Origin of the sequence: Nostoc sp. JL33 (genome assembly GCF_017114985.1) — a bacterium.
GTDB lineage: Bacteria > Cyanobacteriota > Cyanobacteriia > Cyanobacteriales > Nostocaceae > Nostoc.
Map to the genome: position 1 here is coordinate 1 of NZ_JABXKP010000052.1, position 19,083 is coordinate 19,083.

16 protein-coding genes are annotated in these 19,083 nt (G+C 40.4%); 14 read left to right on the forward strand and 2 right to left on the reverse strand.

Translation table 11 applies throughout. From position 1 onward, the window contains the following. Positions 1–419: 419 nt before the first annotated feature. From HWQ23_RS13730 to HWQ23_RS13740, 3 genes are all read left to right on the forward strand, one after another. Positions 420–1,628: a hypothetical protein gene (locus HWQ23_RS13730; protein WP_292829109.1), complete on the forward strand. Its 1,209-nt coding sequence runs from the start codon at positions 420–422 to the stop codon at positions 1,626–1,628. Positions 1,629–1,694: 66 nt separating this feature from the next. Next, the gene (locus tag HWQ23_RS13735) at positions 1,695–2,885 is read left to right on the forward strand and encodes a hypothetical protein (protein WP_292829110.1); all 1,191 of its coding nucleotides are present in this window, start codon (positions 1,695–1,697) and stop codon (positions 2,883–2,885) included. Between the two features lie 379 nt (positions 2,886–3,264). Then, positions 3,265–4,320 carry a M28 family peptidase gene (locus HWQ23_RS13740; RefSeq protein ID WP_292829111.1) on the forward strand — a complete coding sequence of 352 codons (1,056 nt, stop codon included), beginning with the start codon at positions 3,265–3,267 and terminating at the stop codon, positions 4,318–4,320. Between the two features lie 66 nt (positions 4,321–4,386). Here HWQ23_RS13740 and HWQ23_RS13745 read toward each other — a convergent pair whose 3' ends face one another. Continuing rightward, the gene (locus HWQ23_RS13745; RefSeq protein WP_292829113.1) at positions 4,387–4,842 is read right to left on the reverse strand and encodes a hypothetical protein; all 456 of its coding nucleotides are present in this window, start codon (positions 4,840–4,842) and stop codon (positions 4,387–4,389) included. 530 nt (positions 4,843–5,372) lie between these two features. Between HWQ23_RS13745 and HWQ23_RS13750 the strand changes: the two genes are divergently transcribed. Both HWQ23_RS13750 and HWQ23_RS13755 read left to right on the forward strand, forming a co-directional pair. Continuing rightward, the gene (locus tag HWQ23_RS13750) at positions 5,373–7,043 is read left to right on the forward strand and encodes an alpha/beta hydrolase (protein ID WP_292829115.1); all 1,671 of its coding nucleotides are present in this window, start codon (positions 5,373–5,375) and stop codon (positions 7,041–7,043) included. Positions 7,044–7,732: 689 nt separating this feature from the next. Further along, entirely contained in the window at positions 7,733–8,404 is a 672-nt protein-coding gene (locus HWQ23_RS13755) for a DUF6875 domain-containing protein (protein WP_292829117.1), read from the forward strand. Positions 8,405–9,008: 604 nt separating this feature from the next. On the opposite strand, the gene HWQ23_RS33665 is transcribed toward HWQ23_RS13755, so the two are convergent. Continuing rightward, entirely contained in the window at positions 9,009–9,158 is a 150-nt protein-coding gene (locus HWQ23_RS33665; protein ID WP_375466539.1) for a hypothetical protein, read from the reverse strand. Positions 9,159–9,694: 536 nt separating this feature from the next. Here HWQ23_RS33665 and HWQ23_RS13770 point away from each other — a divergent pair. The 9 genes from HWQ23_RS13770 to HWQ23_RS13810 all read left to right on the forward strand — a co-directional run bounded on the left by HWQ23_RS13770 (position 9,695) and on the right by HWQ23_RS13810 (position 19,071). Then, positions 9,695–10,258 carry a DUF2808 domain-containing protein gene (locus HWQ23_RS13770; protein WP_292829119.1) on the forward strand — a complete coding sequence of 188 codons (564 nt, stop codon included), beginning with the start codon at positions 9,695–9,697 and terminating at the stop codon, positions 10,256–10,258. A gap of 410 nt (positions 10,259–10,668) precedes the next feature. Beyond that, positions 10,669–10,836 (forward strand): hypothetical protein, encoded by a 168-nt coding sequence (locus tag HWQ23_RS13775; RefSeq protein WP_292829121.1) that lies wholly within the window; start codon positions 10,669–10,671, stop codon positions 10,834–10,836. A 43-nt stretch (positions 10,837–10,879) separates the two neighbouring features. Then, entirely contained in the window at positions 10,880–11,446 is a 567-nt protein-coding gene (locus HWQ23_RS13780) for a MetQ/NlpA family ABC transporter substrate-binding protein (RefSeq protein WP_365741374.1), read from the forward strand. 296 nt (positions 11,447–11,742) lie between these two features. Then, the gene (locus tag HWQ23_RS13785) at positions 11,743–11,934 is read left to right on the forward strand and encodes a hypothetical protein (RefSeq protein ID WP_292829123.1); all 192 of its coding nucleotides are present in this window, start codon (positions 11,743–11,745) and stop codon (positions 11,932–11,934) included. Positions 11,935–12,438: 504 nt separating this feature from the next. Then, on the forward strand, positions 12,439–13,506 hold the full coding sequence (gene namA, locus HWQ23_RS13790) for an NADPH dehydrogenase NamA (protein WP_292829125.1): 1,068 nt from the start codon (positions 12,439–12,441) through the stop codon (positions 13,504–13,506). Between the two features lie 356 nt (positions 13,507–13,862). Then, on the forward strand, positions 13,863–15,182 hold the full coding sequence (locus HWQ23_RS13795) for an MFS transporter (protein WP_292829127.1): 1,320 nt from the start codon (positions 13,863–13,865) through the stop codon (positions 15,180–15,182). A gap of 826 nt (positions 15,183–16,008) precedes the next feature. Then, complete coding sequence (locus HWQ23_RS13800; protein WP_292829129.1) at positions 16,009–17,856, forward strand: vanadium-dependent haloperoxidase; 1,848 nt, start codon at positions 16,009–16,011, stop codon at positions 17,854–17,856. Positions 17,857–17,868: 12 nt separating this feature from the next. Next, the gene (locus HWQ23_RS13805; protein WP_292829131.1) at positions 17,869–18,912 is read left to right on the forward strand and encodes a hypothetical protein; all 1,044 of its coding nucleotides are present in this window, start codon (positions 17,869–17,871) and stop codon (positions 18,910–18,912) included. Between the two features lie 24 nt (positions 18,913–18,936). Beyond that, positions 18,937–19,071, forward strand: a complete 135-nt coding sequence (locus HWQ23_RS13810) for a hypothetical protein (protein ID WP_292829133.1) — start codon at positions 18,937–18,939, stop codon at positions 19,069–19,071. Positions 19,072–19,083: the final 12 nt, after the last annotated feature.

Consider the following 19,083-nt stretch of genomic DNA (forward strand, 5'->3'; position numbering starts at 1 on the left):
TTAGTTTATCGAGCTTGTTTTCTATATTATATGCAGCTTCATATCAAATTGGTATAAGAAGGTTATCAACAATTTATTAAATAAGTTTAATGTGTTCATAATGCTTGGGTATATATCTACTTTATATTATTTGAATAATTGACCTTTTTCGAAGTGCATTTACTTCATAAGCAGTTTATCAATTCTCAATCAAATATTATGTATTAATTCAGTAAATCATTGTTTAAACAATATAGTAAGTGTTCGATTGTAGCATAATAAAAAATAGAATATATTTATCTTAATACTTTCTGATTAGCTGTAGCAAAGTAGAAGTTGAGAGGGCAGCCTATATGTCATATTTTGAATTAAACAATGACAATACCGTTCAAGTAGATGGAATTCAATTTGAAACGGTGATAATTTAGAGGGTAAGCAACATGACATCTTTTGAATCAAATGAAAGCAATTTTTTTGAAAGAGATGGTATCCATTTAAGAATCTGGGAACCTAATATTATAGTGTTACCTATCCCGGAAAATCGCTCTGATTCCAGTATCTCTGTAGAAATTGTGGAAATTAAGGTTTACCTAATCAATAACACGCCAAATCCTTGTCATCTCAACCCCAATCAAACCTTAATTCCAGAGCTTTTGACATCAGATGGTCAAGTATTACAAGGGCAAATAATTTTAGATGAACCTGTTGACGAACTTCAAAAGAACATACCTCCCCAGTCAGGTTTTAGAATTTGGTTGAGACAGTTCATATCACACTTAGCCCAATTGCTAAAGCGAAGTGAGACTAGAGTATTTGATCCTCGTTTAATCGATTCGGGACTACACATACCCTTTACTCTGGCTCTAAGACTCATTTGGCAAAATAATCGGCTGCAATTTCAAGTTATTAACAGCCCTAGATATTCACCAATCATTTTTAGTCTTCTTGACAAATCCTGGTTTTTTGATGGTCTCCAACTAGGAAAGTATCAGCTTCGGTTTATATGGGGTAATGTCGGTAACAGTGAATCTAGCTCAGATCCACAAACGAGAGAAATAGTAAGTGCGGTACAATTAGCGACTCAATTCGTAAATCTCCGCCTTGTTGAACCCGTGGATCATAACAGTGCAATAGAAGTAGATGGTATCCGCTTTGAAACCTTGATGCCAGAACGAGTGTTGACACTGCCAGAAAAAAAGCACGGTATTAAGACTCGTATGGAGTTAGGGATTCGCATTACTAATAATACGCCCACGGCAGTCCGCTTTAGCTTTTTTGCTACTATAATTCCCCAACTTTTGGGAGCAGATGGTCAACTACATTTGCAAGGGTATTATCGACGTGGTACTAAAAGACCATTAGAATCAGATTTTCCATTAGTTATGCCAGGAGAAAATGTCAACTTCTTTCCATACTCCTTTTTATATTGGCGAAAGCGCGACCAATTTATTCTTAACATCGAAGCCGGAGATGGGGGTTATTGGAGTTTTGATGCTCTTAAAGCGGGTGTCTATCAAATTCGGCTTACCTATAATAACAAAGACAAAATAACAGAGATATATGACCGAGAAACTATGAATATGAACTTAATAGAAGGTATTTTTATGGGGATAGTCTCTACACCTAAAGTAGAGTTTCGTTTAGTCTAGCCTATAACTTCAACGACATCATAAGTGCTATTTGCAGAGATATAAAGACTAGAGAAGATAGCCAATATGATATCAAGTGAACCGAATAATATAAATACTTCTAAAACAGACGGCATACGCATAGAAATTACTCGTCCTCACCCATTACTCTTTCCTACAAGTGTCTATCCCATTCCACAAAAAGAAAGTGGAGTTAATGTTCCTATTCAATTATATGTAAGTGTGATTAACGATAGTTCAACACCTTTTTATATCAACTTATTCCAAAGCTTTGTTCCAGAGCTTGTGACATTAGATGAACGAATAATACAACAAAATCTAGTGACTGAAGAGATTATTACTAATACTCAACTAAATAAATCGCTTGAATATAGTCACAGGGAAGAAGTCGGATGGTGGCAAATCAAACCTGAATCTTCTTTTGGTTTTCGTCTGGCTGCAAAGCTTTTTTGGCAAAATAACTCCCTACAATTAAAAATTTCAAGTCCTGCTAACTACGTATTTGGTTCTACCGGCCTCAATTACTTCTGGTGTTTCGATGACCTTCAAGCAAACACTTATCAGCTTCGATTTATCTTGACTACTGAATTTCAAGCCAGATATGCCTCAAAATCAGACATCATAACCGAAAAAATTGCAAGAGAAACTAGTTCAAAAATATTGGCAACATCCTGGGTAAATCTACGTCTAGTTCATCCCTTATCTACTGATAATAACGCTATCGAAGTTGATGGCATTGTGTTTAAAGTAGAAATGCAAAAATCTGTCTTGAATATCCCTGCTAGACAAACTGGCACTAGAACAGATGTAAAGTTATGCATTCATATTATGAACAATCTATCAACTGCTCTTTGTTTTTATCAAGTAGGCTCTTTGAAATTAACCTTAATCGGTGAGGACGGTAAAGAAATTAGTTTTGGTAGCGACCCTATTAAGCAAGTACGTGATGTAGCGGAAAGACAAAATTATTATTTAGTTCAACCAAAAGAAAGTGAAGTTTTTGATTTAGATGGCATGCTTTTTTGGGAATATGATCAGCTGAAACTTGCAATTTCCAATAAATATCGTCACTACTTTACTGGAAAAAATACCTTTGATTATTTTATCGGTCTTAATGCAGGTGGATCATATCAACTCCAAGTTGTATATCACTTTATGGAACGGGGAGTAAGACAGTTAGAGGAACAGGTATTAGAAAAAGTTTGGACTGGTTGGGTAGCTATGCCTTTTGTAGAATTTCGTATTGTTGAACCATGAATTTAAATTGAAGGCGAATTATAGCCCAATACAGTTGAGTTAAGTATTTTTGGTATTGATTTTAGGTATGTAGAGACGTTGCAATTGCTAGTCTCTTGCATTGGATTTGGGGCTTAACCCAAGCGTATTGCTTTGACAAATAACAGTGAACCATCTCTACACCAGCCGTAAACTGATGCAGAGTAACATCCTGGCTAGTACTATTTTTCATGCATCGGCAACCAATCGGCTTGTATTCCCATCGCGGTCATGCGTCATTTGTCCTAGCAGCAGTAGCAGTTATGAGTATGATTTGAGTTGGTAATAGTTAGATGTCTATCTAATTCATCCTGACTGGGGATTCGCGCTACCCTAAATCAGGAAGCCAAGGATAAATTACATGATAAAATGGATTTGGCTGATGCTGTTGGCGCTGATGGCAGTTGCCGTGGTGGGTAGCAGAGGTAGCACGTTTTTTGAACAGCGTCCCTCACCAGCAATTGTTGAAAGCATTCCAGTGGAAACACCCCAACCACAGGCAAAGCTAAAAGAAGTTAACAGTGCGCCGCAAGTATCTACTGACAAGCTGTTAACCCATATCCAAAAGTTGAATTTTCAGCGTTACACAACAACAGAGCGATCGCTTACTCGCACTTATATCACAACTCAACTGAGAAAGTTAGGCTGGAAGCCCAAATTGGAAAAGTTCTCTGAGGGTGTGAATATTTTTGCCGAACGCCCAGGAACTAACAAAGCCGCTAAAGCAATTCTCCTAGCAGCGCATTACGATACTGTTGCCTTATCCCCTGGTGCTGATGATAACGCCAGTGGTGTAGCTGTGGTGCTGGAAGTTGCGCGGTTGCTTGGTTCCCGTCCCACACCACGGACGTTACAGCTAGCTTTTTTTGACAAAGAGGAAGCAGGACTTTTGGGTAGTCGGGCTTTCGTTAGCAAGACAGCACGCTTGCAAAACTTGGGCGGAGCGATCGTTATGGATATGGTAGCTTATGCATGTTACACTGCTGGGTGTCAAAAATACCCTGTCGGATTGCCTGTTACCCCACCTAGCGAGAAGGGCGACTTTTTGGCAGTAGTCGGTGATACAGAACATTTGCCTTTGCTGAATGCCTTTCAAAACTCACAGAACATCCCCTCAACCGCCCTGAATAAAAAAGAATCAAATCTGCCACCAGTCCTAACAGTACCAATTCCTTTTAAAGGTTTACTGACACCAGACACCCTACGCAGCGACCATTCACCATTTTGGTATCAGGGTGTGGGCGCTGTGCTGGTGACAGATACCGCAAATTTACGTACTCCGCACTATCATAAACCTAGCGATGTTCCAGCGACTATCGAGCGATCGTTTTTCACAGGAGCCGCACAGATTGTAGTCAATACTACTACTGCCTTGTTAGAGAAAAACGAGGTTTTGGAAACTCAACCACCAAGCTGACCGAATAGTTCGTAATGGGCTACGCCCCGCTACGAAGACAGTAATTCGTAATTAAAGAAGAAATGACTAATTTTGCGTAGCGGTACTAGTTTTTGATTCGGGGAAAGTCAACGTCCAATTGTTTTTATCATTGATTTGAAAGTACAAACCTTGGAGAATCAGCCGCAGAGTTGTTCGAGTTCTAATGGGCTTCCTTACCAGATAAGTTCCTGGTTCAGCAAAGATACCATTAAAGTTATTTTTATAACCAAATTGTTTTGAACAGTAACTGCCAGCACCTTGGACTGTTAACACAAAAAATGGAGCTTGTTTATATTCATCAGGAATCATAAAGATTCCATATACATGGTGACGACCACGCCACGGCTGAACAATAACCTTAGTAGCATGTACTTGAAATTTTGTAGTTTTTGATGCTAAAAAAGCCTCAGAATTGCAATCAGAATCATTCACAGGCCACCACAATGTAATAATACTCAGGGAGAGCAGCAAAATCAAAATATAGCGGAGTTTGCGATGCATAAAGCCAAGATAAATTGTTGATGCGGCTGGGAGAATTTGATGGGTAATGATAGTGCAGCTACAGTAAGGCTATCCACCGACAATACCTTTGCAAGACGTTCTAAAGGGCAAAGGCAAAATATTAAACGGTCGGTTAAACTTTGCTGCCAAAAAAAATTCCACTCAAGACATCAGCCCACAAAAAGTTCAGATTGTAGATGCGTAGTTTACCGCCGCAGGCATCGCTTACCCTTTTCTAGAGCTTCGTTACAGTATTAAACCTAGCTGAGAAACAATCGGGCTTTTGTGACTGTTAACACTGATTTCTGCTCAAATTTTTAGCTGTGATCAATTCTACAATTCGTTACTTTTGATGATCTTTGTTCGCATCAGTAGATGCTTTGAGGAGATCAGAGCGTCACAGCCCCTTAAAGTAGACATCGCCATTAAGTTCAGGAAAAAATCTGCTTTTATTTCTAGGCAATCAATGGGGTAGTCAAATACACAAATATTGGTTATATTCCCGTAAGTAACAATTGGTATAAAAGTTTATGCGAAGAAGTTGGAGAAGTCTTAAGACAGTTGCGGGTTTCTTTGGCGCGTTGGGCAAAGCCCTTGCCGTAGGCATTGCAGTTACACAGTTGGGAGCAAGTACTTCGGCGATCGCGGCTGACACGGTTGTTTTGCGCTTGGGTGTATTTACAGAATCCGTCACCCTTGCTGAGTTGCAAAAGGCTGCAAAAACAGGGGAATTACCTGAGAGTTTGCAGCCTTACACTAAAGGATTATCTGAACAACAACGCCGCTTCTTCTTGGGGGCGCTGGGCGTGAATTTACCGATGAATGTTGTCACCGTTAATAAGTTAGTTAATACTCAAATTGGTACCAGCATTCTCAATGACTTCGCTACGGCTTTAGCCCGAAAGGACAAAGCTGGAGTACAAGCGCTGAGAGCAGGATTGGTATTAGGCTCTACTGCACCGCAGGGTCTTTCTATACTAAGTTTTATCGCCGCTTATCCGAGCAAACGCTTAGAAATTGATTTGCCACAGGCTTTTATAGTTGCAGGGAGTTTGAATACAGCTTTTTGGCGTACCCAGCAATTTATGCTAGCCATCACTCCCCAACTCGACCCCAAAACACCGCAGATTACTTTCCCTTTTGATCCCAGCCAACCAGGAAGCGCTCAAGTAAAAATACTCAACTTAAGCCTGAATGACCAAAAGCGCGACCGTAAAATTCCAGTTGATATTTATTGGTCAACTGCTGCAACTCCCAACAAACCCGTAATTGTGCTTTCTCACGGCTTCTCGTCAGTCCGCACGGACTTGCATTACCTGGCAGAACATTTAGCATCCCACGGTTATGTAGTAGCAGCTTTAGAACATCCTGGTAGTAACCAGGCAAATACTAACTCAGCATTACAAGGCAAAACCAGTGTTATGAAGCCTCAGGAGTTTTTGGATCGCCCTCAAGATATTAGTTTTGTCCTCGACGAATTAGAAAAGCTCAACCAAACGGCTAATAATCCCCTGCAAGGGAAACTTGCAACGAATAACGCGATGGTGATTGGCCATTCTTTTGGTGGTGGTACAGCTTTAGAAGTTGCTGGAGCGGAGTTACAACTGGAAAGACTCAAACAACGCTGTAAAAAGAACTTGACTATCTTCAGTGAGGGAGAAGTTATGCAGTGCATCGCTCAAAAGCTACCAGAGAATACCTATCAACTACGGGATACTAGAATAAAACAGGCGATCGCTCTCAATCCTACAACTTCTCTGATGTTTGGCGAAACTGGGTTAACTAAGGTGCAAGTTCCTACTCTAGTGTTAGCAAGTTCCGCAGATAAAACCACCCCAGCTTTAACTGAACAGATTGTCGGATTTAACAAAATCCCATCCCCAAAATGGCTAGTTGGTATAGTTGGGGGTACTCATCTGAGTGTAAAAGACCCCAGTCAGACTTTGGATCAGATAGGACAACCGAATACACCGATTAGTGGCGGTGAAGTTGTGGGTGAACAAGCAGCTGATGTTCGCAAGTACGTTAAAGCTATAGCTTTGGCCTTTGCTGCACAGATGACTCCAGAAGCAAAAAACTACGCTATCTTTCTGACATCAGATTATGCCCAGTTTGCTTCGACTGCGGCATTTCCATTTCGCCTAATTACGCAGATTCCTCCTGATGCTATGGCAGTGGTGAAAGAATTTGTTGATAAATAAGGGACTGACAATTAAAAAAATATTTTTGTCAGGTAGCCAGTGCGTTGTCCAGAGTTGTCTGAGGGTCGGAAACCGACCCTCGATCATCTCATATCTGGATAATTAATTATGATTTTCACAGTCATTGCACCCCACACGCCAGATGCTTATCCTACCTACAAAAAATTATACTAGCTTGATACTAAACTCATATTTACTGTTAAAGCAATACTAAATTTTTACAGTAGAAAAAACTATTTATATATAAACTTTATTGAAAGAAATATACTAACTTGATATTTAACCCATATTTACTATTAAAGCAATACTAAATTTTTACACTAAACATAACTATCTAGACATAAACTTTATAATATTTTTGTTAAAAGTAATAGAAGCTTAAGAGTGTAGAAAAGTAGGAGCATTTGCTTGACAATACATACATACGTAAGTATTCTAGCTAAAATGCCAAAAATAAATCAACACAAGTCCCTTGGTGCGAAAATATGCTTGTGTATTTTTTAGTGTAAATTTATTTAAATTCACAAAAATGCTTTAGCATTTTTATCTGCTACAAGCCACAGATAAACCCAAAATAAAAAAATCAAGGCTTGTTTTGTTTACTTAAATAATAATTAGTTTCGGCAGATAATATTGTGAAACTAATTTGGGATTCCGAATTAAACAATTATTCCATTTCACTCAAGCTCATGCAACTATATACAACTATTGAAATCGAACAACTCCAGCAACACCAAGACCTTCCTTACTTAATTAAAGTTATGGAGTGGGTGAAATTTTTTTTAGGAAAGCCTCATCGTAACTTAGGAAGGCCCGGCGTAGTTTGCCCTTTTGTACCTCACTCTCTCAAGTCAAACAGTATTCGTCTGGCAGTTATTCGCGCAAAAGATTTGTATCCAGAAGATGTAGAAGAGATTGTTGGACGCTACCGAGATATCTTTCTGGGGATGGAAGTTAAAGAACCGGAATTAGCAATCAATAAAGCTTTTTTACTTATCTTTCCTGACATCCATATAGAAGAAGCTTCTAAATTAATAGATAGTGTCCAACAAAAACTTAAACCTTTGTTTGTTGAGTCAGGACTGATGTTAGGAGAATTTCATGAACGTAATGAAACTCCTGGTCTGCACAACCCAAACTTTCGTCCACTTCGTAGTCCTATCCCCTTGTTGGCTATCCGGTTTATGGTTGAAGCTGACCTCCCCTTTCTTGAGAATCCGGCTGATCCCCACTTACGTATTCGGTATCTGGAAGCTTATTTAAAGTGTTTTGGTGGTAACTTTACAGATGAAACAAGGTTTAAAAATGCTCATCAAGCATTGGCTTTAGCGAAAGAAGAACTTACAACTATTGTCAGGTAAATAGCCCTACGGGTACAACATTGCTGTGCCCCAACAACAAATGTAGCAGTTCAAATAAATGAAAACTGCTGTAAACAAAAAAAATTGCTGCATTAGGGAAGAGATTTGAGTAATGACATATCTTTTCTCGTGCTATGCATCAAGGGAAAGAATGTTTCTAACTTTTTGCCCACAATACGGCTTGGTTTGTACCTTTCTAGGACTTACGCATTGACAAGAAATACCAAATATGAATCAAGGTTAAAAACCATATCTTTCGTAAGGGCACAGCATTGCTGTGCCCTTACGATCTATTTACGTAGTTTACCGCCGTAGGCATCGCAGGATAATTAAGAAAAGCCTGAAAACTTCCTCAAGATCGTTAATTGGGATCGCGATGCATTTGTACAGTGCGTAAGTCCTACTTTGTTTCTTCCTCTTGCAACTGCCTTTCTTCTTATCAAAAAACTTAACTACCAACCTCGATTGGAGAAGAAGTTTCTGATGACTTCAGATATTTCTACAACAATTTAGTAAAACACCGTTTTTCACAATGGTAATTTCTCGAATATTGGTGAAAACCTAACTTTGTTTAGCAGCAATGTATATTTGCTGCTTCTTTTTATCAAAAGGGTATATTCCCAATTTTAAATAATTCGTAATTGAGAATGATGTGACTATGTTCTTGCGCTTTTTTTCCCTTTTCATCATTTAGCTTGGCGATTGCACCGTTAAAATATTGACGCACCATTTGAATCTGATCTAAAAAAGCCACTACTGTAATTCCGCTTTCCCGATTTAGCTAAATTAGCAACTCCATGACTTTACAAGCAGATCCTGGATCGAGGGAAGCGATGGCTTCACTAACATTATTGGCATATATAGCTGATAAATTTACTGCCGTCTAAAATTATCGATTTTTAAGATAATTTACTATTTAAACTACGGCAATTCTATCAAATTATAGATGTATGAAAACCTTTATACTACGGCAAATTTATCGATCTACAGGTATTTACATATAATCAAAGCCCAGTAAAATCATCGACTTTTGGGGAAAGTTACTAATAAAAAATCCGGCAAAATCACTAGTTAAATTTAAATTTAAATATCTGTTTTTTCTTCCTGTACAGCTTTAAATCGCGTGCTAGAATTACAGTAAAACTGCCTAATAAATAGGCGCTATTCACTACAGTTGCTAATTTGAGAGACTGTATTAATTCATTTGCTCAGACTTAATTAGGGGTATTTGAAGCAAGACTCAATAATTTGAGTCTTAGACAAAGCTCATTGAGGTAAAAATATAACATTATGAAGTACGTCACTAGTTTTTTTAGTACTCTATTTGTTGTTAGCACTGGACTATATTTACAACCTCATTCGGTAGCCAATGCAGTTACCTTAAGCAATGGCACGATCGCCTTTGTTCAACCACCGCGTTTAGTTAGTGCCAGCACTCCATACAGCAATACAAGTGTTCCCAATACCAAGTACTACTTCACTCTGGAAGTGCCAGCGACGGCTGGGGAACCATTGCAACAGGTTACCTTTACCCAGATTGAGGGGAGTGAAGATATTCAATTCAATCAGAAAGATACTTTTGCCTTTGAAGGCACACGCAATCACCAAGGTTCAAAGTTGGCACTCAAAGCTGTGAAAGGTAACGACAAACAGCAGACGATCACAGTAACCTTTGACACTCCCATACCACCAGGTAAGACGGTTACTATTGGTCTGCAAACTTACTACAATCCCTTTTATGATGGCGTCTATTTATTTGGCGTCAGGGCTTTTCCCTCTGGTGAGAAAACTACTGGCCAATTTCTCGGCATTGGACGCTTCCAATTTTACGGCCCCACGGCTACAGAGAATTAATTTTATTAGGAACTGGGGACTGGGGGCTGGGAAAAAGTTTTCCTAATACCCAATACCCAGTCCCTTCTATCTAACCTATTCGACGCAAATCTGTTATTTTAACCATTGAGGACAAGAGTTATACTTGTCCTTTCTTTTTTTGAGAAAGTTTTCGCCACAGGCTGCATTTTCTTAAGGAGTAATATCAACAAATTTTAATAGCCTCTTGTTTTTTAGCACGATCTATGTAAACCTCATAACTATATACTACGGTAAATTGCTCGGTTTGCCGTAGTATTGAGCAGCAAATTAGGTGGGTTAGGGACTGACAAATAAAAAAATACTCAATTACTTCTTGGGTGGGCGTTTTGCCTCAACCAGAAAGTACTGAGATGCTTGTTTCATTTAGAACTCACGCACAGGGAAAAACCATGACTGCAATTCTTACACGTCCGGCTTGGACAATTGAATTTAAAACTGAAACTATTGATAGACTAACTGTCTTCCATGCTTTGCATATTTCTAAAAAGCGGTTCATCGGATCGCGATCGCTAATTGGTGGTGCAAATAGATTAAACCCCTCTAGAAATTGTAATTAACTGCAAACATAAACGCTTCAAGCTAAAAATTAGGTGATACTCCTTGCTGGTCACTATATATACTCAAACAAAATATTTAATAGTTATTCAAGTCGGACTGACGGGAATCATATCTGAAGATATTTTGAAGTTTGTAAATACCAAGCTGGCACCCCAGGAAGGCTTAGAAGTAAAAGTTGTTACTTTTAATGACTGGATACAACGGAATACGGCTTTAACAGACAAAGTAATCGATGCCAATTTTTTTCAACATCGACCTTTCATGAATAATGCTCTCAAGGAACTCAAAATCAATTTAGTACGATTAAATTTAGTTTCCTTAAGCACACTCGGTCTTTTCTCAAAAAGCCTAAAATCTGTGAATGAGGTTTCCCATAATGCTGCTGTCACAATTACTAATGATGTGATTAATAATGACCGAAGACTCAGGGTACTGGCAAGCAATGGCTTAATCAAACTAAAGGAAAATACCAAGGAATTTCTAAATCAGACAGACATAACCGAGAATCCCAAAAACTTGCGAATCAAGGAAGTAGAAGGAGTCCAAGTAGTTCGAGATATTAATAATGTAGACTTTATTGTTTCCTCGGCTCAGATTGCTCTAGCATAAATAACACCGCAATCTATGGGACAGGAAACAGCTAAAGATAATAAGTATGCTTTGGGATTAGTCCCATTACAGGGTTGAGAAAATGAGCCGAAAATTCAGAAGCTGAACAAGCTGCTTAACGCTCCCCAAGTGAGAGATTTTATTAACAAGCAGTATCAGGGGCGAATAGTACCTGTATTTTAAAGACAGCGAAAGAATGAAGAATGAAAATTTTGCTACTTCATCCTTCATAAATTAGGAGTTACTAAACTTAAATTGTCACATTAGTCGAGAATAAAGCCATGTATTTCGGAAAAATGGAAAAAGAATTATTTTGCGGAGAAATTTGGTCAATTTGGCAAACAACTAAATTACCAGATCATCTAGAGTTATTAATGGATCAAGAACTAGGAAAACGCGATATCTGGGAATTACAGAGCCAAGAGCCTGATAATCAGCATATTCATCCAAATCTTGATCAAGACTCTAGTCATTCAACAAGTATTTAAGCTACTATTCCATTCAAACCAAATCCGCGTCTACAACTTATACCATTTCTTTGTAAAGCTGCGCCAAACCCTTTTAACTTCTTTCTTCCTTTCTTTCTTCTCTACGAGACGCTACGCGAACGCGTCCAACTCTTAGAGACGCTACGCGTAGCTTGTCCTCCGCAGGAGTACGCGGTTCGTTTTTCTTTCTTGTACTTAAATATGGTTTAGCGCATCTTCATACAGAATTGGTATTAGTTCCAAATGCTGAGAGCTATTTGAATACCGTGTATATAGTTACAAACTACACTGGCGGCGCACTCGGCTATTTTCTTAGTACTTATACCTGGGAATTGTGGCAGTGGAACGGCGTTTGTGCCTTGGGATTTTTTTGTTGGCTGTGGCGTTTATCGCTCATTTGAGTGTACGTAAGAGAAAATCTACAGCCGTTTAATGCAAATTTGAGTTCATTGTGCAAATCCGTCCCCAATTTCTTTTACCTAGCAAGAGAAGGAATCAATACTAATGGCACATCTGTTTGAACCATTCAAGATTCGTGAAGTTACCTTTCGCAACCGCATCGCCGTTTCACCGATGTGTCAATATTCCAGTACAAATGGATATGCTAATGATTGGCACGTTATTCATCTAGCTTCTCGCGCAGTTGGCGGTGCAGGTATAGTGCTAACAGAAGCAGCAGCTGTAGAACCTGGCGGACGCATTAGCCCGCAAGATTTAGGAATCTGGTCAGATGCACACATAGAAACTTTGGCCAAAACTGTGGCATTGATTCATAACTTTGGTGCTGTTGCAGGTATTCAACTTGCTCATGCAGGCAGAAAAGCCAGCACTGCCAAACCCAGCAAGGGAGGGAAAGTACTGGATGAATCTCAGGAAGGTTGGCGTCCTTTGGTTTCGAGTAGCGCGATCGCTTTTAGCAAAGATAGCCCAGTTCCTGAAGCTCTCAGTGTTGAGGGAATTCAACAAGTTATTAACGCCTTTGTCGAAGCTGCTAAACGCTCTCTGCAAGCTGGTTTCAACGTAGTGGAAATTCATGCTGCCCACGGTTATCTACTGCACCAATTTCTCTCACCCCTTTCTAACCAACGGCAAGATGATTATGGTGGCAGCTTTGAAAACCGGACTCGTTTGCTTAGAGAAGTTGTTCAAGCAGTCCGAGAGGTTTGGCCTCAGACACATCCACTCTGGGTACGCATCTCCGCCACCGATTGGGTAGATAAGGGTTGGGACATCGAGCAAAGTATCGCTTTAAGCGACAAACTTAAGTCTCTAGGAGTTGATCTCATCGACACTTCATCGGGGGGAATTATACCCGGCATTAATATACCAATTAAAACTGGTTATCAGACTGAGTTTGCCGAACGCATCCGCCGCGAAGCCAATATCCATACAGGAGCGGTAGGCTTAATTACATCCCCTGAACAAGCTGACGAGATTATTCGTACAGAAGTAGCTGATATAGTGCTGTTGGGACGTGAACTACTCCGCAATCCTTACTGGCCACATCTTGCAGCCAAACAGTTGGGACACGATAAACTCTGGCCTGTTCAATACGACCGAGCTTGGCTGTGATGTCACCTGTGTTTAATTGAGCATCAACCACCTCAAACCCTTGCTGCTTGGCGGTAAGGGTTGTGCTTGATTTGCAATAATTGTGGGTATTCCACCAAACATGGTATTATACCTACTCTAGTTATAGTAGGGCTATTTTTTTGTTTTAATAGTAAGCGCACAAACTTTCTGTATCGCTAACATTAAGCATTGCTAACACTCAGGAATGTTGAGAGGTTACAAAAGTTCGTAGTAAGCGGCTCTAGCCCTTGAAATTGAGCATTAAATCGCTCAGTACGAACCAGTAATTCATATTTTTAAATGAAGTCTATTTTGATAAGACAGGGCTGCAACAATTTTTAAATAGGGAAATGCTTATGCTACCAAGTAATAGAGAAAAGTTCCAAAAAGACAAAGTAAAATTTGTTGATTTTGAACTTCCATCTGCCCTTAAATCCGTGAATTTTTCTTGTTTCGTTATCGGAGAAAGCTTATCTTTTTTTGGGTCTTGGATGACTCAAATTGCTTTGGTATGGCTAGTTTATCAATTAACTAATTCGGCTGTATTAGTAGGTGTGGCTGGATTTACAAATCAAGCTATGGGCTTGATTATTACACCTTTGGTAGGGGTCTTGCTAGATCGCTGGAACTTACGATATGTCCTATTAACTACTCAGCTAGTATCTATTCTGCTATCTTCTACTTTAACTTTTCTAACTCTTAGTGGTAACATTAACGTTGCATGGATTATTATCATCGGTACGCTTCAGGGAACGGTAAAAGCTTTCGATCTGCCAGCACGTCAGGTAATTATTCCTAGACTTTTGGATAAGAAATCAGATACTTATAGCGCGATGGCTTCCCATTCCTTCTTGATTAATACAGCGAAGTTTGTTAGTCCGATGATTGGGGGTTTACTAATTGCTAGGTCTGGCACAGCTTCCTGTTTTTTAGTAGATAGTATTAGTTATCTACCTTTTGTATCTGCAATCTTAACTGTCAAAGTAAACCCACTTATAAATAATTCATCTACTCCAAAATCAGAAATTTGGCAAAACCTCAAAGAAGGGTTTGTTTACGCATACGAATTTTTGCCAATTAAATATTTATTAGTACTCCAAATCATTATCTGTTTTATGGGAATGACTCATGTGAATTTAGTGCCCATTTTTGCTCAAGAAATTTTGAAAGGTAACGCTGAAACTATGGGATTTTTAATGACAGCTTCGGCACTTGGTTCTATAGTTTCAGGTATTTATCTCATTTCCAGAAAAAATGTCATAGGATTGGGAAAAATTATAGCAAGTTCTGCCGCAATTCTAGGTTTAGGTTTAATAGTTTTTTCTCGCTCAACCAATTTAGAGATTTGTCTAGTATTCATGTTTATCATCGGCATGAATAATAGTCTAACTTTGGCTTCAATTAACAATTTTATGCAATCAATTCTTCTTGATGAAAATAAAAGAGGTAGAGTAACTAGTATATTTACAACTGGTTTTTTAGGAATACTACCTTTTGGTAATTTATTTTTCGGAGCATTAGCAGGCCATCTTGGTGTTACCAATGCTTTATTATTTGGCGGTATTTGTTGCATTTTAGGAGCATATTTTTTTAGTAGACAACTGCCCCAGATAAGAAAAATAGTGCATCCCATTTACGTAGAATTGGGCTTACTTCCCCAGTCAAATAAAGGCTAAATGATCAAGGTATCAACTGTAGTGTGTAGCTTCTATTTTATGTTAAGCTGTTCCACATTTAACTTGCTCCCATTAGGGCGGGCTTTTCGGCCCACCCCACAAGAGTTAGGTTTAATTAGGTTATGCAATTTAGATGTTTTTCAGCTTATCTGGAAGCGATGTCTACGAGACGCTGCGCGTAGCTTGTCCTCCGCAGGAGTACGCGGACTCGCTTTGCGTGACGCTATCGGCGTCGCCTAATTCTCTCAACTTCACTTTTCAATAAAAACCGCCTTTGATACTTGATCAAAATCCACCGCCTCGCGTTTCATCCCCATCTCAAGCAGGGAATACGACGGTGTGCGCCTTTTCCTTCAGGGCTTTCACCCTGTTGGTAAGTTTATTTTAAAAACCTCTTGATTTTCATCACAAGTTGTGAGACTCTGATTTAACATCTATAAAATACGGTAATTCGATAAACTTACCGTATTTTATAGCTTGAGTGAAAGTAAGCGGTGGTTTTAGCTGTGCTTTAACCGCAGCAAGATGCTATCAGCCTGATTACAACTACAGAAGCATAACAGCCATGTGAGCAAGGCATCATACCAGCACTAAATACTTACATGACTTTCAGGAGAATCACCTCCTGTGCAAGTTAGCTTCCAGTAGAGCGATGTCTCCGACGGGCTACGCCTACGCAAATTTCATCCTAAATCCGGTGAGATTACCCTGTTTCTCTGGAGGTGGGTGTCCCGTGTGTGGCGCAAAGTTGTTCTAGCTTTTAGCTGCTCATGTACTCACTCATGACTAGATTTTTAGATTATTTTTTGCCAGTGGAGAATATCTTATGCAAGCAGATCCTAATTCTGATCAAGGTTCCGAGCAAGATGCTCAGGCTAATAACGAAATAGATAAACTGAAACAACCCCGTGTAGCTAGCAAACGTTTTTTTGGTAGTCACGCCAGTAGACGCTCATTTCTCGGTCGCGCTGGTTTGTTTAGTGCCGCTAGCGTTGTTGCAGGCGTTTTAGGTTCACCTTTCTCCTCAAAAAAGGGAGGAGATGTTGTACAAGCCCAAGACATCAACAGGCGGTATAATCGAGGGTTCAACTACTACAGCTTTGTTAATAAAGCTTATCGAGTACGTGTTGAAGCAGCCAGACTTGAACAGAGTATTCCGATTCCGCCGCATCCGACCAACGGGGATGAGGCGAAGTATGCTAACAAAATTGCGACGGATACACGAGGATTACCCCATAACAAGCTGGGCGAAGTGGATCTGAAGGCTTATCAATCTTTTATTAATGCGTTGAACTCCGATGATCCTAATGAGTATGAAAAGATCATCCTGGGTGGCAAACGGAAGCTGGTACAACCGCTCGGTCCATTAGCGGTTAGCTTGAGTGGGCTGAATCCGAGCCAATTGACAATTCCAGTGCCACCTACCCTCGATAGTGCAGAGCAGGCGGCTGAATTCCTCGAAATTGCTTGGCAACAGCTGTTGCAGGATATACCCTTTAGCGAGTTCCGCAATAATACAACTAACCCGCTGATTGTGGCAGCAGTTCAGGATCTGAATCGGTTGTCAGCATTCAAAGGGCCTAAACAGAACGGACAGGTTACACCCGAACTCCTATTTCGAGGCACCGCGATTTACGTTAATGCCTCTGGTGCAACGAGTTACCACACGTTACCAGGGGTAGATGTGGGGCCATACGTCTCCCAGTTTTTACTGCGTCCTGTGCCCGCAGGAACACAAAGTTATCTTCAGCTTAACCGTGTTCCCTTAGCTATTCCCGAAAACAGTTTTCAAACCAACTATAACGAGTGGTTGCTGGTGCAAAATGGTGGCGATTCTGGTCGAACGATTAAGTTTGACTCAACCCCTCGCTACTTTATCAACGGGCGCGACCAGTCAGAGATTGCCCACACGCCACCACCCGTCTATACAAATGCTGCTCTAATTCTACTCGCCAAGCCAGCCCTTGATAACTTCCTAGCTGGTGGCGTTGGCTCACCTTACAATCCCGGTAATCCTTATAACAACTCGAAGACCCAAGCGAGTGGTTCTGCGACATTTGGTCCAGGGTATTCACAATCTATCATCGCTTGGGTTAGTCCACATGCAATCAGAGCCGCTTATTGGCAGAAGTACTATGTTCACCGTCGTCTGCGAGCAGAGGCTTATGGTGGGTTGGTTCACAACAACAAGGTGAATAAAACAAACTATCCGATTCACCCCGATGTTTTCCAGTCAGAAGCACTTGATCGCTTCTTCAGCAAAAACAAATCCTATCTGCTACCGCAAGCTTTTCCTGAAGGGGCACCATTCCACTCTTCTTATCCAGGGGGCGCTTCGGTGTCCGCAGGTGCCAGTGTCACGATTTTGAAAGCACTATTTGATGAGAATTATGTGATTCCGAATCCGGTGGTACCCAATCCCAAAGATCCCACCCAGTTGATTCCCTATCAAGGCCCACTGCTGACCGTGGGCGGCGAATTGAACAAACTGGCGGCAAATATTGGCTTGGGTCGTGATAGTGCTGGGATTCACTGGCGCACAGATGCAGCAGCGTCGTTGGCCCTTGGCGAAGCGATCGCCATCAGCATTCTTAAGGATGAAAAGCTAACGTTCCGCGAAAAATTTGAAGGTTTCACGTTCACAAAATTTAATGGTACAAGAATCACCATTTGAAGTGGTTATATCATGCCTAATCTTCGGAAATTTTACTTGCGATGCGTGCGGGGGGCTGCGCCTACGCACTTTCTACTCTTAGGCATAGTTTTAGCGATTGCGCTCTTCATCTACGCACCACAACCGCCTAACGCAAAAAGTACAGTATCAGCACTAGAAACATCACAGGAGATAGAACTAGCGAAAAAAGTAGGCAAAGAAATTATTGCTGCTTGTCCCATTGTCACAGATGTTAAAAATTTAGCTGCCTACGACTCATGCGCCCAAAAACTCTTTAAGCTAAAAACCCTCCGCGACACTATGAACGCACCATTTTTATGGGGCGCTCAAAGTAAAGTTGGCAACTATAATATCAAAGATAGTCAAACAACTGAATTTGACCCATTTGTTTGGCGTCGCATTTACCTGGCTACCTTTATGTTCAAAGGTGAACCCCAGATTGAACAGGTAAACAACTTAATTGTCATCCACCTTCCTATTCAGTTCCGCAACCAGTTTGATATTGGTGCTTATCCTTATCCGTTCTGGCACTCATCGAAAAAGTGGGATTCCTACCAGCAAAGTACTGAATTACTTGTGTTTCTGGAGCAAGGAAAGCTTAAAGGAGCGCTGCGTTCAGCTGTGGTTGATCGACAACGCCCGAAGGTAAACCATGCATGGGACGGTAAGTGGATTTGGACTGATGCTCATGGCAAGCAGCCCTATGTGACACTCTATACCCGTTTATTTTCTCCATCGAACCCACACGTCGCCAAAGTTGATGCTGCTTATCGTGCATTTGAGGCCAAGCTGCGGCAGAATGCTTGTGTTGTCTGCCACAGTCCTGACAACGCCAGCAAGCAGAATCCCCTATTAATCCTGAGTTATCCCAATCAGGCACTCTCTTTACGGCATGAAACTGTGCGCCAAATCAAAGAGAAACGGATGCCTCCTCCGGCTGGTATTGTTGATGATCAAGAGCGACAACAGCTGATTCAACTCGCCCAGGCTTTTGCCCAAGCAGGTGACAAGGCTCTGGCTTACGAAGGTGAAAAAATAACTTCTGGAAAAAACTAATACCAACAAAAGTAGTTGTGTCTCTTGGCGTTTTCAGAGGCGATCGCAGCTTTTAAACTGCTTAATTTTGAGAAAAGCGATCGCCATCACAGCATTCTTTATCCGACAGGACTTAATCTAATAATTATTATCTCCGGTTACACGATTAAGATACAGTAGTTTATAACTTAG

What these genes read in the sequence shown, in the direction of transcription:
- HWQ23_RS13730 (WP_292829109.1), top strand. Translation starts at nt 420, where the DNA reads ATGACATCTTTTGAATCAAATGAAAGCAATTTTTTTGAAAGAGATGGT.
- HWQ23_RS13735 (WP_292829110.1), top strand. Translation starts at nt 1,695, where the DNA reads ATGATATCAAGTGAACCGAATAATATAAATACTTCTAAAACAGACGGC.
- HWQ23_RS13740 (WP_292829111.1), top strand. Translation starts at nt 3,265, where the DNA reads ATGATAAAATGGATTTGGCTGATGCTGTTGGCGCTGATGGCAGTTGCC.
- HWQ23_RS13745 (WP_292829113.1), bottom strand. Translation starts at nt 4,842, where the DNA reads ATGCATCGCAAACTCCGCTATATTTTGATTTTGCTGCTCTCCCTGAGT.
- HWQ23_RS13750 (WP_292829115.1), top strand. Translation starts at nt 5,373, where the DNA reads ATGCGAAGAAGTTGGAGAAGTCTTAAGACAGTTGCGGGTTTCTTTGGC.
- HWQ23_RS13755 (WP_292829117.1), top strand. Translation starts at nt 7,733, where the DNA reads ATGCAACTATATACAACTATTGAAATCGAACAACTCCAGCAACACCAA.
- HWQ23_RS13770 (WP_292829119.1), top strand. Translation starts at nt 9,695, where the DNA reads ATGAAGTACGTCACTAGTTTTTTTAGTACTCTATTTGTTGTTAGCACT.
- HWQ23_RS13775 (WP_292829121.1), top strand. Translation starts at nt 10,669, where the DNA reads ATGACTGCAATTCTTACACGTCCGGCTTGGACAATTGAATTTAAAACT.
- HWQ23_RS13785 (WP_292829123.1), top strand. Translation starts at nt 11,743, where the DNA reads ATGGAAAAAGAATTATTTTGCGGAGAAATTTGGTCAATTTGGCAAACA.
- namA (WP_292829125.1), top strand. Translation starts at nt 12,439, where the DNA reads ATGGCACATCTGTTTGAACCATTCAAGATTCGTGAAGTTACCTTTCGC.
- HWQ23_RS13795 (WP_292829127.1), top strand. Translation starts at nt 13,863, where the DNA reads ATGCTACCAAGTAATAGAGAAAAGTTCCAAAAAGACAAAGTAAAATTT.
- HWQ23_RS13800 (WP_292829129.1), top strand. Translation starts at nt 16,009, where the DNA reads ATGCAAGCAGATCCTAATTCTGATCAAGGTTCCGAGCAAGATGCTCAG.
- HWQ23_RS13805 (WP_292829131.1), top strand. Translation starts at nt 17,869, where the DNA reads ATGCCTAATCTTCGGAAATTTTACTTGCGATGCGTGCGGGGGGCTGCG.